Genomic DNA, 7562 nt, shown 5'->3' with positions numbered 1-7562 from the left:
GATGAAGAAGAGGAGGAGGATAATGAGAATATGTACTCACCATTTGATGATATCGAATACAGTATGGCTGAATGGGTGAAAGAAGACTTACTTGATATTAGCGAGATAAGTCCAGATGAGCTAAAATTCGAGATGCCAGAGGATTTTCCATACTAAAAGAGTATTTGTTTTCTGACGGGGTGACAAGTGTCTTGGAAGCTTTTTTGGGCAAGGGATTGAGCCACTTGACAAAAAAATGTGGTTATTCAGAGCCGGTGTGAGAGGCATTTTTGTCAACAATGGCTTTCTAAGCACGACCATTCATCAAATGATTAGATTTAGGAGGCATGGGTAACGGAGGAGTTTTTTTGGATGCTAGAGCCTGAAAGTCTGATCTTAGAAGGCTTTGAGAAAAATTGTCATCTCGTAAGCCCACCGGCATCACCAACTTCCCCAACACCTTGAACCTCACCGGCATCCCTGAATCTAATGAAGCCAGTGAACCTGTCTGTGTCCTTGGATCTTGAGGGGCCGGTGGAACTCTAAGGTGCCGGTGTCACCCTGAGAAATTCTTTATTTCATGGCCATTTCAGGCCGGCACAAACAAAATAGAGATTACCGACAACCCAGACGGACAGCGGCCTACTCTATCCCACCGGCACTCCAAAAAACCTGGACAAATTACGCAATACCACCGGCATCCCAATAAACCGGGGCAAATCACGCAAAACCCACATACTCCGAAACCCATTTGTACACAAAAGCAGATCACCGGCCTGCGAATTGACTCCAAATAAAATGCCACCTACCACCGGCCCCCTTTAGACAACCGAATCAAGCCAGTCAAGAGCCAACCCAAAACTTCCGTGCGATTCACCGGCATCAATGGAGGTCATAGCGCTGGGGAATATTGAAGCACCCTTGGCTGCTGGGGGGCCGGTGGATGTTATGAGGCCGACGGATTGGAGGGGGGCCGGTGCATACAATAGTCGCGCAACCGAATCTTCAGACACCGATAAATCTGCTGGATGGCGTGTGGATATGGAGGTGCCGGTGGAACTCGCGTGGGGGCCGGTGGTACGCTCGGAAAATGCTTCATCTTATGGGATTTCACACTCTGGCTGCGGCAAAATATAGATTACCGGCATCCCAGGCAAACATCGGCAACCCAGGCGGACACCGGCCAATTGGAGAAAGCAGTGCATCTGCCCTGGTAGTTTTCCAGGCAAACATCGGCAACCCAGCCGGACACCGGCCCCCTCCCGTATCCCTCCGGCACCCAAATAAACATAAACAAATTGCCGCACCGGCACCCCAAACGAACACTGGCAGCGAATTAGACCTGGGTCAATTACCGCAATACCCGCATACTCAGAAGCCAGTTCGCTCTTACAAATGCAGACCACCGGCACCGGGGGATGTGATATGGTCGGCTTCTGTAGAGGGGCTAGGGGATATGGGAGGCCGGTGGTGGGATGCCGGTGGATGTTGAGATGCCAGTGGCGGTGCGGTTGGATATGGATGCGCCAAGGGATTTTGGGAGGCCGGCAGATTTTGAGATGTCGGTAGATTTGTCAGGGCCGGTGTCACGCTCGTCCATGCCTTATTTCATAGAATTTTACAGGCCGGCTCAGAAGAAATGTATATTACCGACATCCCAGACGAACAGCGGCCAATAGGGTATCCCACCGGCACCACAGGCGAACACGAGCTAAATAGCGTATCCCATCGGCATCCAAATAAACCGGGGCAATCACGCAATACGCACATACTCCGAAGCCACTTCGCTCGACAAATGCAGACCACCGGCACATGGCAATGCCACAGATCCGCTTTCTGTAGAGGGGCCAGGGAATCTTGTGGCGCCGGTGGATTTTTTGGGGCCGATGGGTACCGGAGAAGCGGTGGATTTTTTGGGGCCTGGGTATTTTATGATGCAGATGGATGTCGGAGAGCGGGTGGATGTTCGGAGGCCGGTGGGGGTTCGGAGGCCGATGAATATTCAAGAGCCGATAGATTTTTGGGCGTCAATGAATGTTTTGGGGTCGGTAGATATTGAACCGACCCGCGAAATTACCAGTAAACTGGAAGCTCTTCGAGATATTTTAGCCAACGAAATTAAGCCACTTAAAAGAGAACTCTAAACCGATCTTATCGATTAATAGTTTCTGGTGCTTGACCTTTACCTTTACCTTGAAGTCTAGCCTGACGTTGCTCTCGCAGACCAGTTTCTACCATCGCAATTAATTCATCAAGTTGTAGGGTGAGCAAGTCTATTTGTTGGTTAACTTCGCGCCACCTTGCAACACTTTGCGCTCTCGTTTGGGGGTCTGGTATTTGGAGTTGTGGATTCATGGCAAATTCCAATTTTTCTTAGTTTCAGAAATGCTTGCTTCTACAGCACCGATTAATGCCTCAGTTTGCTGAATAGTTTGAGCCAATAGGTCCAGCATAGCATCAGGAGCCACCGGCTGGTACTCAGCTATCCCTAGGGCTAAGGTATGCAGACGTGAATAGGGCATTCTCAGCCTTTCCACACTACTTTGCATTTGATCCAATTCGGGCAGCGTTACTTCATTTTCACCAAATCGTTCAAATATAGCAAATTCAACAGCTTTTGCTTCATCAATTAGTTCTACTAACCGCCTCTGTAGGTAAAAGATAGTAGTTAAAGTTTGGTTCGATAATTTGACCATTATCCTGTAAATGTAGAGCAAACAAAAATATATTATACTAAATTTTACCGACATTTTCGAGGGTCCCAAATAAAAATGTAACGAACGGCAGTAAGGTTTCAAATAAACGAAATAGTTATCTGTCGGAATCTCAGTTTTACCCCCAAAATAGTTGATGGTAAAAATTAATGGTAAAATCTGGATTCAAAGAGACGGCATAGAAGATGGTATCACAGGCGAACTCGTTGTTGCCGGAATACCCCAAAACAAAATTGTTCTAGCGTTTCATCCATCTGATGTGCGACAGTACACCGGATACGCTATTGCTTAGAATTACTATTGTTATTAATTTTATGGCAAAAAATATCGAAAGAATACTGGGTACGTCAATTACTGAATACACCCCAAACGCTATTAAATTCCAGGGCTTGTCGTTGCAAACATTACAACATATTCTTCAAGAGGGATACACAAAACCTTCGGCATATTTTAATGCGACTCCATCAATAAGTTCATTTATCGAGTTCGGGCAGCGCTGTCAAAAAAACGGGGTAACAGTAAGCTTTGATGGAATAGGGTATGCTGACAAAAAAGCACATGATTTGGTTATTGATGCGATAACAGTTATTGGGGTAAAAGACTTAGATTTTGCAGGTGAATTTGTGAAGTTCGTTTGGGGTTGCGATGAACTGGAAATAAATTCTCAGCAGTTATATGCTTGGTGGGACTGACCAAGTTACATCGGGAGCACCCATCCGTACTTCGGTAAAGAAAAGCAAACCACCGGCCCCTTTTACTCCACTCAATCAAGCAACTCAACAACCCAGTAAAAACTTATTTGGATTCACTCGCACCGGCTTCTGTAGAGGGATTGATAAATCTATAGCAATCCTAAATAGGTTGTGAAAAAATTCCATACTCATAAAGTTTCGGGAAATCAAATATTTGACCATCAGCAAAAAACTTGAATAGCCACTTTACCATTTTAAAAGATTTACATAAATGGTAGAATTGTCTGATAAAGTTTTTAACTTGTAGCCAAATATCTTCTACGGGATTTTGTTCTGGAGCATTAGGGGCAAATTTATGACAAGTAACTAGCCATTCTTCTTCTGATAAACCTTCATTTACTATACTTAAATATTCCCGAAATTCTTTTGAGTCATGGTAAGTGGCTCCATCCCAAAATATAGCTATTCTTTTTCCTTTTCTTTTTGAGCGTAAATAATTGACAAACTTAATCGTATTTTCTGTATTTCCACGCTCGTATTCGTGGACAATAAACTCTTTTATTTTATAGTCTAATCCCCCATAATAAGTTTGTCGGCTTTTTTCATTTGTCATGGGAATTTCTATTCGTTGATCTGTTCTACCCCATACATAGCCTAAAATGTCTCCCCACAGTTGCAGGACATTCGTCAACCATAAATACCACAAGCTCTCCACTTTCTATTTCTTCTTTCCATTTCTCTAATGTTTCAATGATTTCTTTTTTTTTAGCTTCCACGAGTTCTTCGTTTTTTGCCGGATTCTTTTTTTGAGTTTTTTTCCAACTAATTTTTGCTTCTGCCATCAAAGCATAATAACTTTGATTTGATTTATAGATAACTTTATACTCTTGTTCTAAATAATTTTTTAAGTCTGATAATCTTAGATGTTCTTGTTCTCTTACCCAGGAAATAACTTGGCTTTTTTCTTCGGGTTTTAATTTACCTTGAGTTCCTTTAAATTGTAATTTTAAGCTCTCTACTCCGAAAAACAGAGCTTGATTTTTCCACAGACTAATAAAGCTATGAGAAACTTGTAATAATTCTTTTATTTCATGGTAGGATCTTCCTTCTAAAATCATCTTGACAGCTAAAGCTCTTTTTATTTCTCTAGCTTCTTTCGTCTGATTAAGAAAATCATTTAACTCAGAAATAATGTCCATGTTCATTTTTAAATTTAGACAGCAATTAATATTATACCTGTTTTGACCTATTTAGGATTGCTATAGTTCAAGCCAAATCTTTTGAGCAAGTGTTCGTCGTACCACTGTGAGTGTTGCGTCTGCATCTCGTGACGGCGCTGCTGCTAATTCATCAACTTTATTAAAGAGCGTGCGTAATTGACTTGTAATCTCATCCAAACGACGAAAATTTTCAGACCAAGCCTCACTCTCCCAATCTTTTACAGCTACTGGTATCTTGCAAAGTAATGTCGCAATACGAGGACACAAGAGCGTATAAACATCTTTCAGTCCATCCTCGATAACTACTTGTGGTAAATCACGGTTAGTATACAAGTCGTCAAAAATCTTTTGTCCATTGAGAGAACCTTGAAACAATTGTTCTGGTTTTTTTGTCAAAGGACGCAACTCCTCAACACATGTCTCGATTAAGCGGTGCTGCTTATCTTCTGAAATCCCTTCGTGAGCAAGAAATGGCAACAAAGGTTCCACAACTTCTGCCGTTGCATCCTCAATACGTCTTTCAATCTTTCGACGCTGAAAAAATGGTAGTGCACTGTAGTTTGTACCCTCGGAGATTACACTTGACAGTAAATTAGTTATTATGCTAAGAGCAAATGCGCCTAAATCCATTGAAGCTTACCATTTTTACCTATCTTAGCTTCAACTCCTCAATGTATGTAGCATTCCAGTGAGCGGATCCAGCTTCCCTTTTCGCAGCAGTTCTCAAACTGGCTTGATCTCCAAACTGTGCTACACGTAACGCGAAGCAAGAGTGCAATAGGACTTTCACTTCTGCGCGAAACTCTTTGTAGTCTTGCGATCAGAAAGTACCCGTCAGATCCTAGACTTTCCAATTTTCTACCTGTTCACCCAAATCATCCACAGGCAACACATCCCAGCGCTTGAGGTGAAAAATTAGGAACATTTGCAGCGTTCAGGGTTCGACACTTTTAACTCACTTCAGAACCTTGGAAAACGAGTTCACCTCGGAAGGCTATGGCGAGAATGAATGGGGTGAGTTGATCAACGTAGTTTTTTGCTTTTTGTTAGCGTTTTCAATTGGGCCAGATATTTTGAAAAGAGGTGGAACAAGGTTGATGGTTTTTTGTTATATTCCAAAGGGCGAAAGCAATTTAGCTGTAGATTTTTTCTATAAAGTGTAAGCATACCACTGTAAAGATTTTACAATTTCTTGGCAGGAAGCATAATATAGAGCAAAAATAACTACTGGTTTTTATCATTTAAATTTATAATTTGTCACACCCCCAATACTTTCTGAAGCTCACTATTAAACGCTCAAAAAGCGGATTTTCCCAACTCATATACTGCAAACCCGGCCTCTCATCAAATCACTCTGGATAAAAGGCGACATCATAAACTTTTCCTTGATAGCTTAACTGCCAAACTTGCGCCTCTAGCTTTTAGAGAAGTGCCCCTATCTGTTTAATAGCTAAAGAATTTGTTAGCAGTTACTCTATTTTTTTTAACAACCCAGCGCCTGCGAATTTGCTCGATTTATTTCAAATAAATCAGCTTAAACTCTATAGCTCTCATCTCATTTTATACCTGCTAGTTTAATCAATTTTCTACAGGTTTCTACTTCATTACTTCAAGTAATGATTGCTAAGTCGGCAAGATATCGTGCTTTAGCAAAAGTTTTGAGGGTTGCCAAAGAAGCAGAGATTCCTGAGATTTCCTTACCTAATGCGTGAAAACTCAAAACCGCGCACCGGCCCCCTTGCCAACTAGGAGCAGTAACTTAGCTATAATTACCCCAAACAGCACAAAAGCTTATGTTGCCGGTGAAAACAAGTGGCATATTGGTTATTTCAAGGAAACCCCAAATACTATCGGCTGCGGGACGCCATCCGTGATTCTGAGCAAATGCCTTGGCTGGTGACACGCTATGTCAACGAGATGGCCGTTGGGGATGGGGTATTGATTTGGCAGGCGGGGGAGAAAGCTGGAATTTATGCCACCGCCGAAATTATCGGACAACCAAAGATTTTGGATAAGCAGCCGGATATAGAGGATTGGCTGGAGAAAAGCCGGTTGGGTATTAAACCTCAAGCAATCATTCGCTTTACGAAAAAATTGTTAGACGCACCATTGCTACGGGAAAGCTTAAAACAAGACCCAATACTGAAGAGCTTATCTGTGATTCGTCAGCCAAACGCTACTAACTATAAAGTTACATCCCAGGAATGGCAGCAGATCCATGAAATAATTAACTCAACCATTTAACATTTAATCTTCATCAATATCTAAACTTTTACAAAAAATTATGAGTTTTACTAGAGCAGTACCAGAACTTGGCCAATTAGTAAAAGTGCGTTCGCGCCAATATGTAGTAACCGACATTCGGCCCAGCGCCATACCGACCAACCCACTGGTAAAAGGAACAGATCGGCCTGAGAATTTAGTTACACTTTCCTCTATAGAAGATGATGCCTTGGGGGAAGAATTACAAGTAGTCTGGGAATTAGAACCAGAAGCATCTGTTCGGGAACGGATGGAACTACCACAACCTACTGGCTTTGATGAACCGGCAAAATTAGATGCTTTTTTAGATGCAGTCCGCTGGGGCGCCGCTTCAACCGCCGATATTCGCACTCTCCAATCTCCTTTTCGCAGCGGTATAGACATCGAAGATTATCAACTTGATCCCGTTGTTCGTGCGATTCAAATGCCCCGCGTTAACTTATTAATTGCGGATGACGTAGGATTAGGAAAAACCATTGAAGCTGGCTTAGTAGCCCAAGAATTAACCATCCGTCATCGTTGCCGGCGCATTTTAATTATCTGCCCTTCAGCATTGCAAATTCAATGGCGCGACCAAATGCGAGATAAATTTGGTTTAGATTTTCGGATTGTTGATAGTATAGCATTACGCGCATACGTTAGGACAATTTTTAAAAGCAGAATCCACACATTCTTGCAGAGTTTCAAACTCTTTT

Annotated in this window: 12 protein-coding genes and 1 pseudogene; 7 read left to right on the top strand and 6 right to left on the bottom strand. The window is 42.4% G+C overall.

Annotated features, from left to right (window positions below; translation table 11 throughout):
* Window positions 1–864: 864 nt before the first annotated feature.
* Window positions 865–1116, top strand: a complete 252-nt coding sequence (locus NG798_RS26355) for a hypothetical protein (protein ID WP_261226698.1) — start codon at window positions 865–867, stop codon at window positions 1114–1116.
* Window positions 1082–1471 (top strand): hypothetical protein, encoded by a 390-nt coding sequence (locus NG798_RS26350; RefSeq protein WP_261226697.1) that lies wholly within the window; start codon window positions 1082–1084, stop codon window positions 1469–1471. Before NG798_RS26355 ends, NG798_RS26350 begins: the two co-directional genes overlap by 35 nt.
* On the opposite strand, the gene NG798_RS26345 is transcribed toward NG798_RS26350, so the two are convergent.
* Both NG798_RS26345 and NG798_RS26340 read right to left on the bottom strand, forming a co-directional pair.
* Window positions 1427–1579 carry a hypothetical protein gene (locus NG798_RS26345; RefSeq protein ID WP_261226696.1) on the bottom strand — a complete coding sequence of 51 codons (153 nt, stop codon included), beginning with the start codon at window positions 1577–1579 and terminating at the stop codon, window positions 1427–1429. The genes NG798_RS26350 and NG798_RS26345 overlap by 45 nt on opposite strands.
* A gap of 46 nt (window positions 1580–1625) precedes the next feature.
* Complete coding sequence (locus NG798_RS26340) at window positions 1626–1793, bottom strand: hypothetical protein (protein ID WP_261226695.1); 168 nt, start codon at window positions 1791–1793, stop codon at window positions 1626–1628.
* 45 nt (window positions 1794–1838) lie between these two features.
* Here NG798_RS26340 and NG798_RS26335 point away from each other — a divergent pair, with 45 nt between their 5' ends.
* Window positions 1839–2123, top strand: coding sequence for a hypothetical protein (locus NG798_RS26335; protein WP_261226694.1), 285 nt, complete (start codon window positions 1839–1841; stop codon window positions 2121–2123).
* 7 nt (window positions 2124–2130) lie between these two features.
* On the opposite strand, the gene NG798_RS26330 is transcribed toward NG798_RS26335, so the two are convergent.
* Window positions 2131–2334: a hypothetical protein gene (locus NG798_RS26330; protein WP_261226693.1), complete on the bottom strand. Its 204-nt coding sequence runs from the start codon at window positions 2332–2334 to the stop codon at window positions 2131–2133.
* Window positions 2331–2675: a hypothetical protein gene (locus NG798_RS26325; protein WP_261226692.1), complete on the bottom strand. Its 345-nt coding sequence runs from the start codon at window positions 2673–2675 to the stop codon at window positions 2331–2333. The genes NG798_RS26330 and NG798_RS26325 overlap by 4 nt, the downstream gene beginning before the upstream one ends.
* Window positions 2676–2841: 166 nt before the next feature.
* On the opposite strand from NG798_RS26325, the pseudogene NG798_RS26320 reads away from it, so the two are divergent.
* Window positions 2842–2985 (top strand): annotated as a pseudogene (locus tag NG798_RS26320) (element excision factor XisI family protein); the annotation flags it as partial.
* Window positions 2978–3385, top strand: a complete 408-nt coding sequence (locus NG798_RS26315; protein WP_261226691.1) for a hypothetical protein — start codon at window positions 2978–2980, stop codon at window positions 3383–3385. The pseudogene NG798_RS26320 and the gene NG798_RS26315, both read left to right, overlap by 8 nt.
* A 160-nt stretch (window positions 3386–3545) precedes the next feature.
* On the opposite strand, the gene NG798_RS26310 is transcribed toward NG798_RS26315, so the two are convergent.
* Window positions 3546–4584, bottom strand: a protein-coding gene (locus NG798_RS26310) for an IS630 family transposase (protein ID WP_261226690.1) whose coding sequence is annotated in 2 segments (ribosomal slippage) — window positions 3546–4058 and window positions 4060–4584 — 1038 coding nt in all. Because the reading frame shifts where the segments join, the coding sequence is not laid out codon by codon here.
* A gap of 60 nt (window positions 4585–4644) precedes the next feature.
* Complete coding sequence (locus tag NG798_RS26305) at window positions 4645–5235, bottom strand: hypothetical protein (RefSeq protein ID WP_261226689.1); 591 nt, start codon at window positions 5233–5235, stop codon at window positions 4645–4647.
* A 1182-nt stretch (window positions 5236–6417) separates the two neighbouring features.
* Between NG798_RS26305 and NG798_RS26300 the strand changes: the two genes are divergently transcribed.
* Window positions 6418–6849 carry an EVE domain-containing protein gene (locus tag NG798_RS26300; protein WP_261226688.1) on the top strand — a complete coding sequence of 144 codons (432 nt, stop codon included), beginning with the start codon at window positions 6418–6420 and terminating at the stop codon, window positions 6847–6849.
* Window positions 6850–6889: 40 nt separating this feature from the next.
* On the top strand, window positions 6890–7562 hold a 673-nt coding region (locus NG798_RS26295; protein ID WP_261226687.1), incomplete at its 3' end, for an SNF2-related protein.

It is taken from the genome of Ancylothrix sp. D3o (assembly GCF_025370775.1).
In the GTDB taxonomy this organism is placed as follows: Bacteria; Cyanobacteriota; Cyanobacteriia; order Cyanobacteriales; family Oscillatoriaceae; genus Ancylothrix.
The sequence above is the reverse complement of the archived record's forward strand: the minus strand, read 5'-3'. Positions and strand labels throughout refer to the sequence as shown.